The organism is Nocardia sp. NPDC005998 (assembly GCF_040614395.1).
GTDB lineage: Bacteria > Actinomycetota > Actinomycetes > Mycobacteriales > Mycobacteriaceae > Nocardia.
In genome coordinates, this window is record NZ_JBEXUI010000038.1 from 1 (window position 1) to 18,675 (window position 18,675).

15 protein-coding genes are annotated in these 18,675 nt (G+C 65.7%); 9 read left to right on the forward strand and 6 right to left on the reverse strand.

Annotated elements, in window-relative coordinates; all coding sequences use genetic code 11:
• Positions 1 to 140 precede the first annotated feature (140 nt).
• On the reverse strand, positions 141 to 917 hold the full coding sequence (locus ABZ293_RS33860; RefSeq protein WP_355187418.1) for an IclR family transcriptional regulator: 777 nt from the start codon (positions 915 to 917) through the stop codon (positions 141 to 143).
• Between the two features lie 120 nt (positions 918 to 1,037).
• The gene (locus ABZ293_RS33865; RefSeq protein ID WP_355187420.1) at positions 1,038 to 2,138 is read right to left on the reverse strand and encodes a sugar kinase; all 1,101 of its coding nucleotides are present in this window, start codon (positions 2,136 to 2,138) and stop codon (positions 1,038 to 1,040) included.
• 88 nt (positions 2,139 to 2,226) lie between these two features.
• On the opposite strand from ABZ293_RS33865, the gene ABZ293_RS33870 reads away from it, so the two are divergent.
• The 4 genes from ABZ293_RS33870 (at position 2,227) to ABZ293_RS33885 (ending at position 7,313) form a co-directional block, all read left to right on the forward strand.
• Positions 2,227 to 3,519 (forward strand): amino acid deaminase, encoded by a 1,293-nt coding sequence (locus tag ABZ293_RS33870; RefSeq protein ID WP_355187422.1) that lies wholly within the window; start codon positions 2,227 to 2,229, stop codon positions 3,517 to 3,519.
• Between the two features lie 4 nt (positions 3,520 to 3,523).
• Positions 3,524 to 5,137, forward strand: a complete 1,614-nt coding sequence (locus ABZ293_RS33875) for a D-aminoacylase (protein WP_355187424.1) — start codon at positions 3,524 to 3,526, stop codon at positions 5,135 to 5,137.
• The gene (gene eda / locus ABZ293_RS33880) at positions 5,134 to 5,769 is read left to right on the forward strand and encodes a bifunctional 4-hydroxy-2-oxoglutarate aldolase/2-dehydro-3-deoxy-phosphogluconate aldolase (protein WP_355187426.1); all 636 of its coding nucleotides are present in this window, start codon (positions 5,134 to 5,136) and stop codon (positions 5,767 to 5,769) included. The genes ABZ293_RS33875 and eda overlap by 4 nt, the downstream gene beginning before the upstream one ends.
• 92 nt (positions 5,770 to 5,861) lie before the next feature.
• Positions 5,862 to 7,313, forward strand: coding sequence for a gluconate:H+ symporter (locus ABZ293_RS33885; protein ID WP_355187428.1), 1,452 nt, complete (start codon positions 5,862 to 5,864; stop codon positions 7,311 to 7,313).
• Between the two features lie 409 nt (positions 7,314 to 7,722).
• Here the strand turns inward: ABZ293_RS33885 and ABZ293_RS33890 are convergent, their stop codons facing one another.
• Positions 7,723 to 8,685, reverse strand: a complete 963-nt coding sequence (locus tag ABZ293_RS33890; protein ID WP_355187430.1) for a YafY family protein — start codon at positions 8,683 to 8,685, stop codon at positions 7,723 to 7,725.
• 63 nt (positions 8,686 to 8,748) lie between these two features.
• On the opposite strand from ABZ293_RS33890, the gene ABZ293_RS33895 reads away from it, so the two are divergent.
• Entirely contained in the window at positions 8,749 to 9,933 is a 1,185-nt protein-coding gene (locus ABZ293_RS33895) for an epoxide hydrolase family protein (RefSeq protein ID WP_355187432.1), read from the forward strand.
• Here the strand turns inward: ABZ293_RS33895 and ABZ293_RS33900 are convergent.
• Positions 9,923 to 10,906 carry a YafY family protein gene (locus ABZ293_RS33900; RefSeq protein WP_355187434.1) on the reverse strand — a complete coding sequence of 328 codons (984 nt, stop codon included), beginning with the start codon at positions 10,904 to 10,906 and terminating at the stop codon, positions 9,923 to 9,925. The genes ABZ293_RS33895 and ABZ293_RS33900 overlap by 11 nt on opposite strands.
• 63 nt (positions 10,907 to 10,969) lie before the next feature.
• On the opposite strand from ABZ293_RS33900, the gene ABZ293_RS33905 reads away from it, so the two are divergent.
• Positions 10,970 to 11,461: a pyridoxamine 5'-phosphate oxidase family protein gene (locus tag ABZ293_RS33905; protein WP_355187435.1), complete on the forward strand. Its 492-nt coding sequence runs from the start codon at positions 10,970 to 10,972 to the stop codon at positions 11,459 to 11,461.
• Between the two features lie 12 nt (positions 11,462 to 11,473).
• On the opposite strand, the gene ABZ293_RS33910 is transcribed toward ABZ293_RS33905, so the two are convergent.
• On the reverse strand, positions 11,474 to 12,163 hold the full coding sequence (locus ABZ293_RS33910) for a TetR family transcriptional regulator (protein WP_355187437.1): 690 nt from the start codon (positions 12,161 to 12,163) through the stop codon (positions 11,474 to 11,476).
• 147 nt (positions 12,164 to 12,310) lie between these two features.
• Between ABZ293_RS33910 and ABZ293_RS33915 the strand changes: the two genes are divergently transcribed.
• A complete protein-coding gene (locus ABZ293_RS33915) occupies positions 12,311 to 13,075 on the forward strand; it encodes an SDR family NAD(P)-dependent oxidoreductase (RefSeq protein WP_355187439.1) in 765 nt (254 codons plus the stop codon).
• A gap of 13 nt (positions 13,076 to 13,088) precedes the next feature.
• On the opposite strand, the gene ABZ293_RS33920 is transcribed toward ABZ293_RS33915, so the two are convergent.
• Entirely contained in the window at positions 13,089 to 13,991 is a 903-nt protein-coding gene (locus ABZ293_RS33920; protein WP_355187441.1) for a LysR family transcriptional regulator, read from the reverse strand.
• Between the two features lie 112 nt (positions 13,992 to 14,103).
• Here ABZ293_RS33920 and ABZ293_RS33925 point away from each other — a divergent pair, with 112 nt between their 5' ends.
• On the forward strand, positions 14,104 to 14,874 hold the full coding sequence (locus ABZ293_RS33925) for an SDR family oxidoreductase (protein WP_355187442.1): 771 nt from the start codon (positions 14,104 to 14,106) through the stop codon (positions 14,872 to 14,874).
• A 241-nt stretch (positions 14,875 to 15,115) separates the two neighbouring features.
• Positions 15,116 to 18,514 carry an aminoglycoside phosphotransferase family protein gene (locus ABZ293_RS33930; protein WP_355187444.1) on the forward strand — a complete coding sequence of 1,133 codons (3,399 nt, stop codon included), beginning with the start codon at positions 15,116 to 15,118 and terminating at the stop codon, positions 18,512 to 18,514.
• The last annotated feature ends 161 nt before the right edge of the window (positions 18,515 to 18,675 follow it).

The window sequence follows — 18,675 nt, forward strand, 5'->3', positions numbered from 1 at the left end:
GCTCCGTCACGAGCGAGTGCTCGGCTGTGTTGATTGTTCGCTCGCTTCGCTCGCTCATGACTGCGCCTCGCTGGCGCTCGGCTCCGTCACGAGCGAGTGCTCGGCTGTGTTGATTGTTCGCTCGCTTCGCTCGCTCATGACTAACCTTTCGTTGCGGTCGGGTGTGCGGTGCGGACGGGAGTCCAGCCGAGTTCGCCGGAGATGGCATCGGCCGCGGCGCGCACCCGCGGCAGTTCGGCAAGCACCTGGTCGTGGTCGAGCAGCATGTCCGGTACCGACATGGAGACCGCCGCGACCACCGTCCCCGTGCCATTGCGCACCGGGACGCCGATGCAGTTGACGAAGCTCTCGTGCTCCTCGTGGTCTTCGGCATAGCCCTGTGCGGCAACGAGTTCCAGCTCAGCGAGATAGCGTTCGGGGGTACGGATGGTGCGGTCGGTGAATTCGCGGTAGTCGATGCGTTCCGCGATCACCCGCCACTCGGCGCGCGGTTGCGCGGCGACCAGCACTTTGCCGACCGCAGTGCAGTGCAGTGGGGCGGGGCGACCGATCCGTGAGTACATGCGGACGCTTTGGATGGCATCGAATTTGTCGATGTAGATGGCCTCGCCGGACTCGTAGGTGGCCAGGTGGATCGTCTGGCCGGTGGCGGAATTCAGCGCACTGAGATGCGGGCGCGCGAGGGTACGGACGTCACGCTGTTCGAGTGCCCGGTTGGCAAGCTCGAAAAGCCGTGAGCCGAGCACGTATTGGTGCTGGCTGTCATGGGTGACGAAGCGCTGGGACTCCATGGTCTGCAGCAGCCGCAGCACCGTCGACTTGTGCACGCCGAGTTCGGCCGCGAGCTGATCCAATGACCGGGCGTCCTCGCCGAGCGAGAGCAGGATGGTCAACGCACGCAACAGACTCTGGCTCATGACCGTGCCCTACTCGTCGCCGACGCTATGTTCTGGAATCGCTCGCTCATGACTGCGCCTCGCTGGCGCTCGGCTCCGTCACGAGCGAGTGCTCGGCTGTGTTGATTGTTCGCTCGCTCATCACGTCACATTCTCGGCTAACACGTCTCTGCGGTAATGCACACGCCCCCAAGCGGACTCGTCGAGGTCGGCTAGGACTTCCAAGGCCCGCGGCGAGGGCAGTTCGGCGACATCGCCGGTGCCGGTGAGTGCGGCGGCGGCGCACAGATGGCCGAAGCGCAGGCGCTGTGCCAGTGGACGTCCGTGCAGCAGGGCGGCGAGGTAGCCGCCCGCGAAGGCGTCGCCGGCACCGATCCGCTCGGTGATCTCCAGTTCGAGGGCGGGCACTTCGACGCGCTCCGTACCGGAGAATCCGGTGACCGAATGCTCATTGTTCTTGACCACCAGATGCCGCGGCTGCGGGAACAGTGCGCGCAATCGGTCGGCGTCGTCTTCGCCGAAGACCGCACCGGCCTCATCGGCGCCGAGAAAGACCACGTCGCAGCCGCGCACGTGGTGGGCCAGCACCTCGGCGGCCTGCGCCGCGCGTCCGGCCCACAGTGCCGGACGGTAATTCAGATCGAAGCTGACCAGCCTGTCCCGGCGCGGCAGTGTGACCAGGGCTTCGGTGAGCTCGGTCGCGGATTCCGAGAGTGCGGTGGTGATTCCGGTGAAGTGCACGACATCGCAGTGTTCGAGCAGACCGGCCGCCGTAGTGGCCGCGAGATCGGCGGTGGACAGTGCGCTGGCGGCGGAACCGGTGCGGTAGTAGAGCATGCGGCTGGCGCGTTCGGCCAGATCCGTGGCCTTGCCCGAACCGCTGCCGCGCTCTTTCACGTAGACCGCGGTGGGGCGTGCGGGATCGGTGACGACCGCGGACACATCGACTCCGCGTGCCGCGAGATGTCCGGTCAGGTACCGGCCGAAGCCGTCGTCGCCGACCCGCGAGATCCATGCGGCGTCCACGTCGAGCTGGGTGAGCACCGTCGCCACATTCGCCTCGGCGCCGCCCGCGGTTCGCTCGAAGTTGTCCGAGTCCTCCAGCGGACCGGGGCGCGCCACCAGAACGGCGAGCCCCTCACCGATGGTCACCGCCCGTGGGCGGGGCGACGTAGTAGCCCACGTCACATCGATCTCCCTTCTGCCCTTGCGGCCACCGGCCATCCAGTGCAGAATAACCACACTGAACACGATGTGCAACAAGCGTTGCAAAATATGCAATGCATGGCAGATATGACTCAGCGGAGACGATTCCGCGGGAAGGAGCGACATGGCGATTGATGAGAAAGCCGTTGCTGCACTGGCGGATCGGACCCTCGGTCCGGAGCACAAGGGTCTGCCGCCCGCGGCGTGGGGTCGCACGGTCCGGGAATTTCTGGCCGCCGCGCCGTACCTCGATGAGTTCGAGACACCGGTGCTGACCGTCGATCGCGCCGCCGTCGCGGCGAATGTCGCGGTCATGGCCGATTGGGCGGCGGCTGCGGGTATGCGCTTGGCGCCGCACGGAAAGACCACGATGGCGCCGCAGCTATGGGCCCAGCAGCTGGCCGCCGGTAGCTGGGGCATCACCTTGGCCACCGTGTGGCAGGTACAGGTGGCCCGTGCCTTCGGCGTCGAGCGGATCGTACTGGCCAACTCGCTGGTCGATCCCGTCGGATTGCGCTGGGTCGCCAAGGAATTGGCGCGCGATCCGCAGTTCGAATTCCTCTGCTGGGTCGACTGCGTCGAGGCCGTCGCGTTGATGGACGAGCAGTTGTCGGGTGATGTGCGCATTCGGGTGGTCATCGAACTCGGTGGGCCGCATGGCCGTACGGGGGCGCGAACCGTCGAGCAGGCGCATGCCATCGCCGAGGCGGTCGGCAAGTCCGAGCGGCTGACACTGGCCGGAGTCGGCGGATACGAGGCCGCGCTCGCGCACGACCGGACTCCGGACGGTATCGACGCCGTTCGGCATTACCTCGACGAACTCGCTCGCCTGCACCGCGAACTCGCCGCGGCCGGACGCTATCCGGATCGGGCGATCGTCACCGCAGGCGGTAGCGCCTACCCGGATCTGGTCGTCGAATGTCTCTCCGGGCTCGCCGATGAGCAAGGCGCACAAGGTGTTCCGACCACAGTGGTGCTGCGCTCGGGTGCGTACATCATCCACGACGACGGTTTCTACGCGGGTATCTCACCGCTGGCCGCACCGCGCAGCGAACGGCCGCTGCGCTCGGCGATGCACGGGTGGGCGCGCACCGTTTCGCGACCCGAGGCGGAGCTCGCGCTCCTGGATGCGGGGAAGCGCGATCTTCCCTTCGATGAGGGGCTTCCGGTCCCGCAATTCGTTGCGGGACCGGAGGGGCCACTGAATCCGGACGCACATGTCAGCGCGCTCAACGATCAGCACACCTTCCTGCGGCTGCCGGGCGGTGCGCCCACCGATGTGCCCGTCGGCAGTGTGGTGCGGCTGGGGCTGTCGCATCCGTGCACGGCCTTCGACAAGTGGCGGCTGATCCCGGTCATCGATGATGCCGATGCCGAGCGGCCGCGCGTTGTCGACCTCGTGCACACCTTCTTCTGACGCCATGACGGACTTAGTGTTTCGCGATATCGACGTCATCGATGGCACCGGAGCGCCACGTTTCCGCGCCGATGTCGCCATCGACCGGGGACGCATCACCACGATCGCGGAGCCGGACACGATCACCGTGGCGGCGCGGTTCATCGATGCCGCGCCTGGTGCGGTGCTCGCGCCGGGCTTCATCGATATGCACGCACATTCCGATCTGCATCTGCTCACCGATCCCGGTCATTTCCCGAAGATCAGCCAGGGCGTCACCACTGAGGTCATCGGACAGGACGGACTCTCCTACGCCCCGATCGATGACGCCGCGCTGTCGGTGCTGCGGCGGCAGATCGCCGGGTGGAACGGCAATCCCAGCGAACTCGACTTCTCCTGGCGCACAGTCGGGGAGTATCTGGACCGGCTGGATCAGGGCATTACACCCAATGCCGCCTACCTCGTGCCGCAGGGCACACTGCGGTTGCTGGTCGTCGGCAGTGAACAGCGTCCGGCCAGCGTCGATGAGATCCGGCGCATGTGTGAACTGCTGGCGCAGGGACTGCGCGAGGGTGCGGTCGGGATGTCGAGCGGTCTCACTTACACCCCCGGAATGTATGCCGACACCGGGGAATTGGCGGCACTGTGCGAGGTCGTCGCCGAGTACGGCGGGTTCTATGCGCCGCATACCCGCTCCTACGGCAAGGGGGCGTTGGCGGCCTATGCCGAGATGATCGGCCTGGCTCGGAGTACCGGGTGCGCACTGCATCTCACGCACGCGACCATGAACTTCAGCGTGAACCACGGGCGCGCACCGGAATTTCTGGCATTGATCGATGCCGCCAGGGACGAGGGGTGCGATATCACCCTCGACACCTATCCGTATCTGCCCGGCTCGACGACGCTGTCGGCCCTGCTGCCGAGTTGGGCGATGTCCGGTGGCCCGGATGCGGCGCTGGCCCGTATCGACGATCCGGCGATGCGTGCGCGAATCGCCTTGGACATCAATGTGAATGGTTCCGACGGCTGTCACGGTGTCACGGTCGAATGGGGGACCATTCAGATCAGTGGCGTCGCCAACCCGGAGTTGGGGGAGTTCGTCGGCCGGACGGTCGCGGAGATCGCGGCCGATCGTGATCGCGCGCCGGTCGAGGTGTTCTTCGAACTGCTGCGCCGAGATCAGCTGGCCACCACCATCCTCCAGCACGTCGGGCACGAGGAGAACGTGCGCGCGATCATGGCGCATCCGGGGCATATGGGCGGCAGTGACGCACTGCTCGTCGGCGATCGGCCGCATCCACGCGCGTGGGGCACCTTTCCGCGCTATCTGGGCCATTATGTCCGTGAACTCGGGGTGCTCGGGCTCGAGGACTGTGTGCACCATCTGACCGGTCGGCCCGCCGAGCGGCTGCGGCTGAGCGACCGTGGGCAGGTATTCACCGGATACGCAGCCGATCTCGTGCTGTTCGATCCGTCGACGATCAGCGATACCGCGACCTTCGACAACCCCAAGCAGCAGGCGCGTGGGATTGCGCATGTGCTCGTCAATGGGGAGTTCGCCATCGAAAACGGCGCGCCTACCGGCAAACTCGCCGGGCGTGCGCTGCGGATGGATGCCGCGCGGAAGGAGACATATTGAATGCCAATGGCGCTCTCGGCGCCCTGGAAGTCATTCGCGCCGACCGGGTGCTGAGTGTGGTTCGCGCGCCCGAGATTCCGGATCCGGCTGCACTGGCAGATGCCTTGGCGCGCTCCGGGATTCGCACGTTGGAACTCACGTTCACCACCCCCGGCGTGCTCGATTACCTACCGGTGGCCGCGGCCGTCGATGGCGCGGTCGTCGGTGTCGGGACCGTGCTGCACGCCGACCAGGCCAAGGCCGCGATCGAGCGCGGAGCTCGGTTCCTCGTTACTCCCGGCGTGCGTGCCGAGGTTGCGGCCGTCGCGGCCGAGTGCGACATCCCGGTCGTCATGGGTGCTTTCACCCCCACCGAGGTGCTCACCGCGCTCGATCTCGGCGCGGCCGCGGTGAAGATATTCCCGGCCAGGGCACTCGGCCCCGGCTACTTGAAAGACCTGCGCGGCCCCTTCCCCGATGTGGCGCTCATTCCCTCCGGGGGCGTCAATGCGGGCAATGCCGCCGAATTCCTCGCCAACGGAGCCGTGGCCGTGACCGCGGGTACCGATGTCGTGGCCCCATCCGACGTCGCCGCGGGCCGATGGTCCGAAATCGCCTCGCGCGCTGCGTCATTCGTTCGATCCATGAATTGAGAGGTACCCACGGTGAGGGAGCGCAGCGAGCGAACAAGTCCACCCAGCGCCCAGCGGCGTATGCCCGGGCCGAGCGTCAGCGAGGCACGGGCATGAACGCCACTGTCGACTGGCTGCGCACCACTACCCCGGGGTTGCTGGTGCTGTGCGGTCTCGCGATTGCCGTACTGCTGTTCGCCATTATCAAGGTCAAGCTGGAGCCGTTCATTGCACTGCTGCTCACCGGACTCGGTCTGGCCCTGGCCGCCGGACTACCGGTGTCGAAGATCGTCGGCACGGCGATCAAGCCCGGTGATTCGCTCTTGGAGACCGGATTCGGCGGCATCCTCGGGCATATCGCGGTCATTATCGGCCTCGGCACGGTGCTCGGCGCGATTCTCGAACGCTCCGGTGGTGCGGATGTATTGACCGGCAAGCTGTTGGGCATCTTCGGTGCCAAGGGCGCGCCGGTGGCCATGGGTCTGCTCGGGCTCATCTTCGGCATCCCGGTCTTCTTCGATATCGGTATCTTTGTGCTGGCGCCGCTGATCTATGTGGCCGCCAAGCGCGGTGGGCGGTCGCTGGTGCTGTACGCGATGCCGATGCTGGCCGGTCTGTCCATGACCCACGCCTTTCTCCCGCCGCATCCCGGACCGGTGGCGCTCGGTGGCCTGCTCGGAGTGAGTCTCGGGTGGCTGATCATTATGGGGTTCGTCTGCGGTATACCCGGATTCATCGCGGCTGGCCTGGTGTGGGGCACCTATATCGGCAAGCGGGTCCAGGTGGAGGTGCCCGCCGAATTCCTGGTCCGACCCGATCAACTGGTCGAAGCGAAGGGTGAAGGCCCCGGCACCGCAACGGATCCCGGTTCGACGCGGACCGAGACCCGCGCGCCGTCGGTCGTGCTCATCGGTGGCATCATCGCGATTCCGCTGGTGCTCATCCTCGGTGCGACCTTCGGCACCCAATGGCTGGCCAAGGATTCGCAACTGCTGCAGGTGTTGACCTTCCTCGGCACGCCCGCCGTTGCGCTGTTGATCGCGGTACTCGTCGCCTTCTATCTGCTCGGTGTGCGCCGCGGCTCGAGCGTGCAGGAACTCAGCACGCTCACCGCGGAATCACTCAAGCCGGTCGGCATGTTGCTGCTGGTGGTCGGTGCGGGCGCCTTCTTCGGAAAGGTCATCTCCGCCACCGGAATCGGTACCGCGCTCGCCGACACCATGTCGGCCGCCGGGCTGCCGGTGATCGTGCTCGCCTACATCATCAGCTGTGGTCTGCGCATCGCGCAGGGCTCGGCCACCGTGGCGATTGTGACCACCGGCGGCATCGTCGCACCGCTGGTCGCCGGACACGGGTACTCACAGATGGCGATCGCGCTGATCGCCATGGCCATCGCGGCGGGCTCGATCATCCTCAGTCATGTGAACGACGGTGGCTTCTGGATCATCTCGAAGTACTTCAACCTGAGTGTGAAGCAGACTCTGCAGACCTGGACGGTGTTGGAAACCGTGCTCTCCGTGGTGAGTTTCGCGGTCGCCGCGGTGCTGTTCGCGATCGTCAGCTGAGCGACGGTCGGATAGATGATGCCAGTCCGGCACGGGGTCGAATCTTCGTGCGGGGCGGCCGATTCGTGGCGCGATGCATCGAGAGGCGAGGAGCAGGTTCGCCAATCCGGGCGACCGATGTGGTGCACGCTCATTGCCGTGCTGGTCGGCGCTACGGTGCACGATGACATCGAAGCCAGGGCAGGAGGTGTGCCCGGGAGTGGAGCCCATGCGGTCTTGCTCGCGAAAGTCGCTGCGGCGGACGGTGATCTGATCCGATGCCCGACGACGGGCGTCGGCCGCCAGCGCAGATCATCGCGGCACGGTCGGTGCTGTCACATAACGGGAGTCGGTATCGGTGCGGCTGTGGGGCTGGTGCCGGCATAGGTTCATAACGCGTGGGCTGCGCTCGATCGGAGTCGAACGCGGATCATTCGAAGTTGCGCAGGGCGACTGTGCAGCGGTTGGCTTGGGCGCGGATGGCGGCGACGAGTTCGGGGGGACCGCTGAGCAGGGTGAAGTCGATATCGGTCGAGGTGATCATCCAGACCAGTGCTTCCGGAGTGTCGGCACCGACGTGGAGTTGGCAGCTGTGGTCGTCGACGGCCTCGATGACGCCCATACCGGGCCAGACATTCGCCGCGGCATCCTCGGCGGACCTGTGCAGCAGCGCAATTGCCTGATACGGCCAGGCGCGGGCCGACAGTCGCAGCGAAAGGTGCACCGCGACATCGCCTTCCGGCAGTTCACGCGGGGTGAAGCGCGGGCCGGTCGGGGTGCGTGGCGTGATGCGGTCCGCTCGGAAGGTTCGCCAATCGCCGCGGTCGACATCCCACGCCACGAGGTACCAGCGCCTGCTGAAATGCACCAGACTGTGCGGCTCCACCGAGCGGCGGGTGGTGGTGCCGCTGTGCGCTCGATAGTCGAAGCGCAGCCGTTCGTGCCGTTGACAGGTCTCGGCAATAGCCATCAAGGTGTCCGGTTCGACCGTGGCATCCGATGCCCCGACCCGGACCGTCGCGCCACGCAGGGTGCGGACCCGATGGCGCAGGCGCGGCGGCAGCACCTGCTCCAGTTTGGTCAGCGCGCGCAGCGATGCCTCCCCGATGCCCGCCACGGTGCCGTTGGACGCGCTGCGCAATCCGACCGCCACCGCGACGGCCTCCTCCTCATCGAGCAGTAGCGGCGGCAGCGCGGCCCCGGCGCCGAGCCGATAGCCCGCGGTGCCCTGGGTGGCGTGCACCGGATAGCCGAGTTCACGCAGCCGATCCACATCGCGGCGGACCGTGCGGCCGGTGACGCCGAGCCGTTCAGCGAGTTCGGTGCCGGTCCAGTCACCGTGGGTCTGCAGCAGGGCAAGCAATTTCAGCAGGCGCGCCGAGGTCTCCAACACGGAATCCAGAATGCCAGAAGCTTAGGAACAATCCTGTCCTAAGCGGGTCATATCGTCGCTTTCATGAGTACCGAACACGACATCCGCCCCTTCCGCATCGATATCCCGCAGGCACAGATCGACGATTTGCACGCCCGGCTGGCGAATATCCTGTGGCCGGACGAAATCCCCGGCGCCGGTTGGGATAGGGGCGCGTCGATTTCGTATATGCGCGACCTCGCCGAGTTCTGGCGCTGTGAATACGACTGGCGGGCAGTCGAAGCACGGCTGAACCGGCTGCCGCAGTTCGTCATCGATATCGATGGGCAGCAGGTGCACTTTCTGCATATCCGCTCGCCCGAACCCGATGCCATGCCGCTGGTATTGAGCCACGGGTGGCCCGGCTCGTTCGTCGAATTCCTCGATGTGATCGGACCTTTGAGCGATCCGCGGGCGCACGGTGGTGATCCGGCCGACGCGTTCCATCTGGTCATTCCGTCGCTGCCCGGATTCGCATTCTCGGCGGCCGGGCCGAAGGTCGGGGACGGTTCGACCGAGCGGTTCGCGCCGGTGGTCGCGAAGCTGATGGCGCGGCTCGGCTACGACCGGTATGGCGCGCAGGGCGGCGACGCGGGGTTCTTCGTCTCGACCGAGCTGGGACGGATTGCGGCCGACCGTGTAGTGGGAATCCATGTGAACGGGCCGATTACGCTGCCGTCCTGGGACGACGGTGATGCCGATGCGCAGGTTCGGGAACCGGAGTACAGCCCGGAGGATCGGGCGAAGCTGGACAAACTCACCGGCAGCCAGAGCTACACCCGCTACGGCTATGCGATGGTGCAGGCGGGACGCCCACAAACCCTGGCGATCGGTATGCACGATTCGCCGGCGGGGCTGCTGTCCTGGATCGTCGATATCTTCCAACGCTGGACCAATCCGTCACTCGAATTGCCCGATGCCGCGGTGGATCGCGATGCGCTGCTCACCAATGTCAGCCTGTATTGGTTCACCCGGACCTTCGTCTCCTCGATCAGGCTGTACGGGGAGGGGGACTCGTGGGGGACGGCCTTGCAGAGTTCCGGCGTGCCGACGGCCGCGGCGGTATTCCCCGGTGACAATTCCATTCGCGTGATCGCCGAGCAGCAGCACAATATCGTGCGCTGGACCGAATATGACCGGGGCGGTCACTTCGCGGCAATGGAAGCACCGGATCTGCTGATCGACGATATGCGCGCGTTCTTCCGTGCACTGCGCCGACTCATTCGGTAGCGGCCGTGCCCCGGTAGCGCTCGGCCATGGCGAATGCCGTTGCGGCGAGTCGGTCGCGCAGTTCGGGCGGGTCGAGGACCTCGCAGAATTCGCCGAGCGGGAGGAGGGCGCTCGCCAGCACCTCGAAGGACTCCGATGGGATCGTCACTTCGATCCACCCCTCGGCGTCGGGTGCGGTCGCGGAGGCCATGGCCTCGGCGACCGCGGCGGGCTCATTCGTCAATCGCAGCCGCTGCACATGCGATGCCGCGATCCGGCAGCGCGCCCGCACCCGCAGCATGGAGCGCGCGAAATCGTCGGCAGACGTCGACCAATGCCCGGCGAGGTCGAAACCTTCTGGGCGCGTAAATGATTCACCGGTCTGCTCGGCGGAGGTGATCCGGCCGACGCGATAGGAACGCACTGCCGACCGGTCGCGTGCAATGAGATACCAGGTCCCGGCCTTCAATACCAGGCCGAGCGGATCCAGGCGGCGTTCGACGGCGCGGTCCTTGCGTTGGTAACGGATATCCAGTCGCCGGTCGTGCCAGAGTGCATCGACAACCGTTGCCAGCGTTGGTGTTTCGTCGGGTCGATGGAACCAGCCCGCCGCGTCCACATGAACGCGCTCCGCGATTCGCGTTGCCCGGCCCCGCAACTCGGGTGGCAATGCGGCCAGCACCTTGAGCTGTGCGGTGGCGAGCACCGTGCCGAGTCCGAGGTCCGCCGCGGCGGCGGGCTGTCCCGCGAGCAATACCGCATCGGCCTCCTCGGTGGTGAGACCGGTCAGCCGGGTTCGGTAGCCGTCGACCAGCTGCACGCCGCCTGCGCGTCCCGGTTCGCTGTAGATCGGCACGCCAGCGGCGGAGAGCGCCTCGATATCGCGATAGACCGTGCGCACCGATACCTCGAGCTCGCGGGCCAGCTCCGGTCCGGTCGTCCGGCCGCGGGTCTGCAGCAGCAGCAATAGCTGCACCAGTCGACTCGCTCGCATGATTCGAGATTAGCCATAAAACCTGACAGAAGATGTCAGGTTTGGCTCATACCGTCTTATTCCATGACCACATGGAGCCAGTTCACCGAAGAAGCGCCACACATCGCGACCGTGTTCACTCGTCGGCACAAGGCCACCGGCAATCTCTGCATGCTCGCAACCCTGCGCTCGGACGGCTTCCCCCGTATCAGCCCGGTCGAACCGCGGATTTTCGAGGGGATGCTGGTGATCGTGGGTATGCCGAATACAACCAAGTTCAAGGACCTCGCCCGCGACGCACGGTTCTGCCTGCACACCGCCACGGTGGACACCCAGGTCGGCGACGGTGACGCGAAGTTGTTCGGCACCGTCGTGGACCTTCCGGACAAGCAGGTGCACGCGCGGTTCGCGCAGGAGCTGTTCGACGAGATCGGGCTCGATCTCCGCGACCAAGAGTTCGACCACTTCTACGTCGCGGACCTGACCGGCGCGTCCACCGTCGAGGTCATCGACGATCACCTGGACATCACCATCTGGAAGCCGGGGCAGGGCGAGCGAGTGGTGCGCAAGCACTGAGCGGTCGGCGGCTCAGTCGTCGCCGCACTGCGCGCCGAAGCCGATCGCGAGCGCGGTGGTGATGTCGCCGAGGTCTTTTTCGAATCTGTCTGTGCCGAGTTGGTTTCCGGACTCGAGGGCGGCTGCCGCGATGATGTCGTTCGGGTTGGCGAACGGCCACAGCCCAGCAACGGTGACGATGAGGGCCCGGCCGATCGCTGCGCCCGCGGTTTCGGTCAGCAGAGGCGCGGCGCGGGGTATCAGCTCGGCGAGGCGGTCGTTGAGCGAGTAGGCACGCCGCTTGAACGATCGTGCGGTCTCGAGGGACACGTTGGTTTCCAGCTCGATCGACATGGCCGCGAACAGGTCGCACAGCACCGGCCTGCTGCTCAGAGTTTCGGCGAGCAGCGATGCCAGACGACGTGCCTGGCTCTCGACATTGGCGGGTGCGGCATCGTGTTCGGCCTGGACGCGGGCTGCGAGCTGGTCCAGCCACGACTCCCATTCCTCGACCAGCAGTTCGAGGAATACGGCTTCCCGGCTGTCGAAGTAGCGCAGGACATTCGATTTGGCGACACCTGCGTGTTCAGCGAGATCCCGCAGCGTGACCTCCCGCACCGATCGACCCGACAGCGTGCGCCGGGCGGCGGCGAAAATCGCTGCCCGGCGCAATTCGACGTGCTCGGGCCGACGAGCCCGCTGGAACGGTAGCGGTTCCGACATCATCCAACTTTAACAGAACGCCGGTCCATTGTTAACGGAACATTGTTCTGTTAATATGATCGCGGCTGGTCAGAATGTTGTCGATCGGCGTGAGAGGGCGAAGGCCGCCCACCTTTTCGATCCGACTGTGGTGAACGGAGTTCGGACATGAATGCAAATCTGGAAGGCACCGTGGCATTGGTCACCGGCGCCGGGACCGGTATCGGCGCGGCGATCTCGCGCGCGCTCGCAGGCGACGGCGCTGCGGTCGTCCTGGTCGGCCGCCGCAGCGCCTACCTGGAGGAAGTCGCGGCGCAGATTCGTGCCAGCGGCGGGTCGGCCAGTGTTTTCGCAGCCGATATCGCCCAGCGCGCACAAGCCGCACTCGCTGTGGAGCACGCGATCTCGGAATTCGGGCGCCTGGATATCGTCGTCAATAACGCCGGAGTGATGCACGTGGGACCGGTCGCCGATGCGCCCGAGGGCGAATGGGAACGCATGATCGATGTGAATCTCAATGGGACGCTCTACATTACGCAGGCCGCGATCCCGCATCTCGGGGAGTCTGCCGACGCTGGACCACGTCGGGTCGCCGATATCGTCAACATCAGCTCGACCGCAGGCCGGGTAGCTCGGCCCGGAACCGCCGTCTACAACCTCACCAAGTTCGGCGTCAACGCGTTCAGCGAAGCCCTCCGGCAGGAACTGCAACCCAGGCGCGTGCGGGTCGGGGTGATCGAGCCCGGCAACGTTGCCACCGACCTGGTCTCGCACACCCGAGCCGAACTACTCGAAAGTGTTCAGTCCCAGATCAATTCCATCGAGCGGCTCGTACCCGAGGATATCGCCGACGCGGTCACCTACATGGTCGGCCGACCCCGACGCGTAGCTGTCAACGAAATGCTCGTGCGCGCTGCCGACCAGAGCTGGTAGGCCCGGCTGCGTCTCAGTGCGGGGTGAGCTGGGTTGCGATCGATGTCGGAACCGGGATGGCGCGGCGGATCAGGTCTGCGGTGAAGCGTTGTGCGAGTGGGTCGTTCGGGGTTGTGGTCAGGGCGACGACGGCGCGGGTGAGCTGTGGTTTCAAGCTGGCGACCGCGCCGGCGAAGGTAGCGGTCACGGCGGTGGTGGGGACCAGGGCGATGCCGAGTCCGGCGGCTGCCAGTTGTGCCGCGGTGGTGGCCTGGCGGGTGCGGGTCGTGGCGGTCAGGGTGACGCCGTGTTGGGCGGCGATCTCGTCGAGCCAGGCGCCGAGGCCGTTGTCGGGGTGGTAGTGCACGATCGGATGCTCCGCGATCTGTGCGAAAGTCATTGTGGTGCTGGGCCGTTCGGTGGCTGGCAGGGCGGCGACGATTTCTTCCTCGCCGATGATGTCGAGATGTCCGTCCCAGTGCGTCGGTTCGGGACCGATCGCGATATCGACCCGACCCGATGCCGCCAGTTCGGCAAGGGCGTCGGCGCTCGACAATTCCGTCAGTGCGAGCTGGATACCCGGATGCCGCCGATGCCAGGTGCGCAGGACCGGTGCCAACAGCCCGGCGGTCATGCTCTCCGCGCAGCCGATGCGCAGTTGTCCCTCGGTGCCCGCGGCGACCGCCCGGCCGGTCGCGACGACACGCTCGGCGGCGGCCAGCGCGGCCCGTGCGTCCGCGACGATCGCGCGACCGGCCGCGGTCGGGCGTGCCCCGCGTGGCAGTCGCTGCACCACCGGCGTGCCGATCTCGCGTTCCAGGGCCGCGATCTGATGCGACAGGGCGGGCTGCGACATGTGCAGGCGCGCCGCGGCTTCGGTTACTGATCCGTAATCCGATACGGCGACAAGGCATTCCAGGGAGCGCAGTGTTGCCATTCGTCAATTCTATCGAAATCAGAGAAAAGATTCATGGCGCGACGGGATTGCGGACGATACCGGAGCACGTTCGATCTCGGTGAAAGGCAAACAACTACCGCGGAGGCAAGGCATGTCAGCTGTGCTGGATGGGAAGAAGCTGCTCGTCATCGGGGGAGGTTCCGGGATCGGGCAACAGATCGCCGCAGACGCCCTGATTGCGGGTGCGCACGTCGTAATCGGTGGCCGGGATCCGAAGGCGATCAGCGCCACGGTTGCCCGAATTGCCGATGACCACCTGGCCGGAGTCGCACAGGGCACCGACGAGGCGCCCATCGGCGAACGGGTGCTCGGCGCAACGGTCGACCTGACCGATGAAGATTCGATCCGCATGCTCGCCGAACAGACCGGCGACCTGGACTACCTGGTATCGGTGGCCGCCGCACATGCCAATGGTCCGGTCGCGCAGCTGGATCGAACCGCGATCACCAGGGCATTCGACGCCAAGGTCATCGGCCCGCTCCTACTCGCCAAACACTTCGCCCCGCAAATCCGCACCGGCGGAGCAATCCTCCTGTTCTCCGGCGTCGCCGCATGGCGCCCCGCCCCCGAACGCACGGTCATGGCCACCACCAACGGCGCCGTCAGCTTCCTCGCCGAAGCCTTAGCCGTAGAACTCGCCCCCATCCGAGTCAACGCCCTCTCTCCCGGCATCGTCGATTCCGGCGCCTGGGACAAAATGGGCACAACCAAGAACCAGTTCTTCACCCACGTCGCCACCGCCAACCCCGCCCGCCGCATAGGCCACCCGTCCGACATATCAGCAGCCGCCCTCCTAGCCCTGACCAACCCATTCCTGACGGGCACCACCCTGCACATCGACGGCGGAGGCCGCCTCGCCTGAATCACGGCGCCGATCCCGTTCGTTCCGTTGGCATTTCGAGGACGAGGCATCGTGGCTCGGCATCGGCGTTCTCGCCTCAGTTGCCTGCGCCCACATAACGCAGCGCTTGGTGACCCTCCTACCGCTCGTGCCACGAGCCCTGCCACTGTCTGTCAGAATCTAGGCAGTGCTCAATGCGAGGGGGAACGCAAAGATGGTGTTGTCCGCGCGATTTCAGCCGGGGGCTACTCGGCGACCATTCGTGGATCGGGAAACTGTTCTGGCGACTTTCGACGAGTTGCTCGTCGGATCCGTGGACCAGCCCCGGGTTCTGCTGCTGAGCGGCGTCGGTGGGATCGGCAAATCGCGTCTGGTTGCGGAGCTGCGTTCGCGGGTCGCAAAGCGGCATCCGGCGGCGGTACTGGATCTGCAGGTGCCGAGTCAGCGCCAGGCAGCCGACGGTTTGGCGGTGCTGCGGACGCAGTTCGGCGCCCAGAAGGTCAAGTTCCATCGATTCGATATCGCCTGCGCGGTGCTGTGGCAGCGCCTACATCCTCATCTGCGGCTGACGTCGGAGCTGGCATTGGCCGAACACAGTGAGGTACTGACCGAAATCCTCAACGACGCCACCGGAATTCCGGTTTTCGGTACGGCGTCTCGGCTGTTGGAATTGGGTGCCCGGCGCGCGGTTCGCACCCACCGAATCCGCCACGACCCGATCCTGCAGGAGCTCGATCAACTGAGCCTCGGCAATCTGGAAGCCGCGGTGTCGTATCTCTTCGCGGAGGATCTGAAGGCCGCAACGTCGGGTAAGAAACCGTATGTCGTCTTCCTCGACGCATATGAAGCGCTGATGGGAGGTGTCGATCGCGAGGGCCGGGTCGCGGCTTCGGATGCCTGGCTGCGAGATGTCGTGGCACAGTTGAACACCGGGCTCGTCGTCATCGCGAGTCGGGAGCCGCTCGGGTGGGAGCGATACGATCCCGAATGGGCCGCACGAGTGCATTCGGTACAGGTCGACGACCTGCCGATGGCCGCACGGTACGAATTGTTGGACTCCTCCGGTGTCAATGACGCGGAGGAGCGCGAGGCGATCGCGGTGTCGAGCGCCGGGGTCCCGTTCTATCTGCATCTGGCGATCGATGCGCGGAGTCGGATCGAGGGGGCGTCGGCAGCGGCTTTGGTCTCACCCGAAGCGATCTTGGAACGGTTTCTGCAGCATGTGCGGCCGGACGAAGTTCGGATGCTGGAACTGCTGAGCTTGCCGCGCACATTCGATCTCGAGATATTCACCGGTATCGCAGGCCAATTCGGGCTTCCTGGCCATCTCACCGCGTGGAAGTCGTTGATCGCGTACTCCTTTGTGCACGCCGCGGACGAGGGCGGTGAGGGCGAGCGGTATCAACTGCACCAATTGATGGTCACAGCATTACGGCACCGACTGGACGCCGATGTGCGGTCGGTTTTGCACGCTGCGCTGCACTACCTGTGGCGGGCTCGCGCGGAAAGGCCGGGCGGTCGGGTGTCGGCGCTGCGCGAGGCGGGCTACCACGGTGTCCGAGCTGGAATTCTCAATGCCGCTGCCCTGCTGGAGTACGTCGACCGGATCGAAGCCGCGGGCGGAAATCAGGGGATCGAGGGGGTCCTCAGCGATTTGCATAGCTTCCTGGACCAGCCGCATGACACCCTGGCAGATATGGCGGAGCTTTCCGAACTCACCCGGTGCCTCGAGGCCGAGGCAGCGGTTCTGTTGGGCGATGCGAAGCAGGCCGACCGCTTGACCCGGCACGTCGACCTGGCCCGAACCGGTCCGGTCGCGGAACGTCTCGCGCTCGCGGCGGCGAATGCGCGCCGCATACTCGGTGCGACGGACGAAGCACTGTCGATCTATTCGAACGTGTGGGCACGCGGCTCGGGGCGAACGCGATTGCATGCCGGGCAGTGGGCGGCGGATCTGCATATGTGCCAGGGACGTTTCGCTCGAGCGCTGGAATTGTGCGACGAACTGGTCGAATCGGCCGACGATGATGATCGCGACTTTCTGGGAGATGTGGCTCGGTTACGGCATCTCACCTACCGCTTGTCGTTCGATACCGAGACGGCCGCAAGGTATTTGGCCGAGGCGGATGCGCACTACCGTGCGGCCGGGAGCGTTGTCGGACAGGCCAATGTCGCGACCAACCTGGCCGAGCTATTGGCTTTGACCGATCCGGCACGGGCCATTGCCGCTGCCGGTGCGGCGATTGCCGAGCAGCGCGAGCTCGGCGCGCTGCACGAGCTCGGAAAGGCTTACACCGCACTTGGTTTGGCCGAACTCGCACTCGGCGATCCGGACGCGGCCGACCGCGCACTGACCGATGCCTGTGAGATCTTGGAGCGGGCCGGTTACCGTTCCGGTCGGGCGCGAGCGGAGTTGTTCCGCGCCGCTGTGTGCGCGCGGCGAGGTCTGCGCGGCGAGGCCGTCGAGAGCGTCCGATGGGCAGTGACCGAACTGGAAGCGGCGAATGTATACCCGGGATTGGTTCTGGTCGCACGGGTGGTGCTCGCTCTGTTCGGATGGATCGAGCCCGATATCGCCCTGGCGGCTGCACAGGCCCGCCTGCGGACGCGGCCGCCGACCCCGGATCGGAATCTGGACTTGGGCGCCCAGCAGTTGATCGCGCGGATACTGGGCATCAATGCCGACACCTACTACCGTGAGGCGGTTGTGCGAACCGATTCGTCGGCGGGGTACTACAACCACAATGTTCGCGTCAATGGCGCCATGGGCGTGGTGAATGTACGGATACCGGTCGACGGGGCCGACGTGATGGATCTGCGGATATGGCCCGAGGCGGCGGTATTGCGCACCATCGAGCCGTTCGTCCGCGCCGCGCCGCGCCTGCGCTGGGAGTCCGCTGAACCTGCGTACCAGATCCACGAGTACGTCGAGGGCGAAGTGCTGGACCGGATCGCGCCACGCGGTACGGCTGTTCCTGTACATGTACCGGGCGACGTCGCGACACTGTTCGCGGATCTGCGCCGAATACCGCACGAACTGCTGCCGCCGAGTTCGACAGGGCGAGCAGAAGATCCGGTTGCGTTCGCGCGGCACTTGTCGAATATCACCAGCCGAGTGCACCGTGAGAACAGTGCGGCGTTCGGTGCGCTGTACGCCCGTCTCGGCGTGCCTGCTAGACCGCTCGAAGATGTCGTCGATGCGTGGAACACACTCGAGCCGAGACCATTTCGGCTGTTGCATGCCGATGTTCATCGGAAGAACATGATCATTCGCGAACACGCGGTCGTATTCATCGATTGGGAGCTTGCGCTGTTCGGTGACCCGTTGTACGACGTGGCCACCCATCTGCACAAAATGACCTACCTGCCGGACGAGCTCGATACGTTCCTGACCGCATGGGCAGCTGCCGAGCCGGTGGCCGCGCAGGGTTCATGGCGGCGTGACCTGCAAACCTACTTGAATCATGAGCGGGTCAAATCCGTTATTGTCGACTCGGTTCGCTATGCCAAGGTATTGGCTGAAGGGCACGTCACAGCCCAAGCGGCGGGGGCGCTGATTGCCAGTCTGGTCGGCAAACTGGAAGCGGCGCGAGTGATCTGGGGGCAGGACGAAGCGGTCGACCCGGGGCTGGTCGAGATAGCACTGAGGTCTTGGCGCTGACGTGTTTGTCCGAATCGTGATCCGTTGTTCGCCACAATAGTTCGCGGCTCGGTCCGAGACTCTTCGCTACTTGCGGTGGCAGTCCTGGAATGTCACGCATCGACGTAGCTGACGCATCGGCCACCAGCAAGCGAGCGCTCCGGATAGCACTCGCCTTTGCT